This is a genomic window from Pseudomonas sp. EGD-AK9, assembly GCF_000465935.2.
In the GTDB taxonomy this organism is placed as follows: Bacteria; Pseudomonadota; Gammaproteobacteria; order Pseudomonadales; family Pseudomonadaceae; genus Aquipseudomonas.
Genome location: NZ_AVOF01000457.1, coordinates 1 through 2,069, shown reverse-complemented (window position 1 = coordinate 2,069; position 2,069 = coordinate 1). Strand labels below are relative to the sequence as shown.

Genomic DNA, 2,069 nt, shown 5'->3' with positions numbered 1-2,069 from the left:
GCATCCGCGCTTCGTCGCGCGTCTGGCCGAGCTGGACGTGCCGCCGCCCGGTCTGCCGCGGCGGATCACGGTGTTCGGTATCTCCTCGCTGCCGGCCCAGGTGCTGGAGGCGCTGGCGGCCATGGCGCGCTTCAGCCAGGTGATGCTCTACGTGCACAACCCCTGCCAGCACCATTGGGGCGACATAGTCGAGGACAAGGATCTGCTGCGCCACGAGTACCGCCGCCAGCAACGCAAGGGCAAGCCGGCCGGGCAGATCGGCTTGTTCGAGCAGGAGGAGATGCACCAGCACGCTCAGTCGCTGCTAGCCGCCTGGGGCAAGCAGGGTCGCGACTACATCAACCTGCTCGATCAGTACGACGAGCCGCAGCGCTACCGCGAGGCGTTCGAGCGCATCGACCTGTTCAGTCCGGCGCGCGAGGACAGCCTGCTGGGCCAGCTGCAGAACGACATTCTCGACCTGCGCCCGCTGGCGGAAACCCGCACCACCTGGCCAGCGTTCGACCCGGCGCGGGATCGCTCGCTGCGCTTTCACGTCGCCCACGGCGCCCAGCGCGAGGTGGAGGTGCTGCACGACCAGTTGCTGGCTTGCTTCAGCGAGGACCCCACGCTGCGCCCGCGCGACGTGATCGTCATGGTGCCGGACGTGAACACCTACGCGCCGCACATCCAGGCGGTGTTCGGCCAGTTCGCCAGCGACGATCCGCGGCACATTCCCTTCACCCTGGCGGACCAGGGCCTGCGCGGCAAGGAGCCGCTGCTGATCGCCCTGGAACACCTGCTGCGGTTGCCGGACAGCCGCTTCAGCGTCAGCGAGGTGCTCGACCTGCTGGATGTCGCCTCCCTGCGTGCGCGCTTCGGCATCGCGGAAGAGGAGCTGCCCACCCTGCGTCGCTGGCTGGAAGGCGCCGGCATCCGCTGGGGCCTGGATGCCCGCCAGCGCGAATCCCTGGGCCTGGGTACGGGCCTGGAGCAGAACACCTGGCGCTTCGGCCTGCGCCGCATGCTGCTGGGCTACGCGGTGGGCGGGGCGGGAGCCTATGCCGGCATCGAGCCCTATGACGAGATCGGCGGCCTCGACGCCGCCCTGATCGGCCCGCTGACCCGCCTGCTGGAAGCCCTCGAGCGCCAGCTGGAAGCCCTGCGCGAGCCGGCCAGCCCGGCGAACTGGGGCGCGCGTTTGCGCGATCTGCTGGAGGGGTTCTTCCTGCCCCAGGACGACCGCGAGGAGGTGCTGCGCACTCAGCTGCTGGACGCCCTCGACGCCTGGCTGGCGCTGTGCGAAACCGGCGGCCTGGCAGAGCCGCTGCCGTTGCCGGTGGTGCGCGAAGCCTGGCTCGGCGATCTCGATCAGGGCCGCCTCAGCCAGCGATTTCTTGCCGGCGCGGTGAACTTCTGCACCCTGATGCCGATGCGCGCCATTCCCTTCCGTCACGTCTGCCTGCTCGGCATGAACGACGGCGACTACCCGCGCAGCCAGGCGCCGCTGGACTTCGACCTGATGGCCGGCGACTACCGCCCCGGCGACCGCTCGCGTCGCGAGGACGACCGCTACCTGCTGCTGGAGGCGCTGCTGGCGGCGCGCGAGCGCCTTTATATCAGCTGGGTGGGCCGCAGCATCCGCGACAACAGCGAGCGCCCGCCGTCGGTGCTGGTCGGCCAGCTGCGCGATCATCTCGGCGCCGCCTGGAGCCTGGCCGGCGGCGGCGACCTGCTGCCTGCGCTGACCACCGAACACCCGTTGCAGCCTTTCAGTCGTCGCTACTTCGGCGCCGAGCCGGGGCTGTTCAGTTACGTCCATGAATGGGCCGCGCTGCATGGCCAGGCCGCGTCCGCCGCGGCCCAGGGGGCGTTGCCGACCTGGGAAGACGGCCAGCAGATCGGCCCCGAACTGTTGCAGAGTTTCCTTCGCGATCCGGTGAAGTGCTTCTTCACCCGCCGCCTCAAGGTGTTCCTCGATGAAGAGGAGCAGGCCCGGCTGGACAGCGAACCCTTCGCCCTCGACGCGCTGGAACGCTACCAGCTGCAGGAGCGCTTGCTGAAGGCCGCCGTACTGACCGCGGACGGCG

At 69.9% G+C, this 2,069-nt stretch carries 1 protein-coding gene; it reads left to right on the top strand.

The annotated features are described in order from the left end of the window. The coding region (recC, locus tag N878_RS18525) for an exodeoxyribonuclease V subunit gamma (protein WP_021445073.1) at positions 1–2,069 on the top strand (2,069 nt) is incomplete at both ends.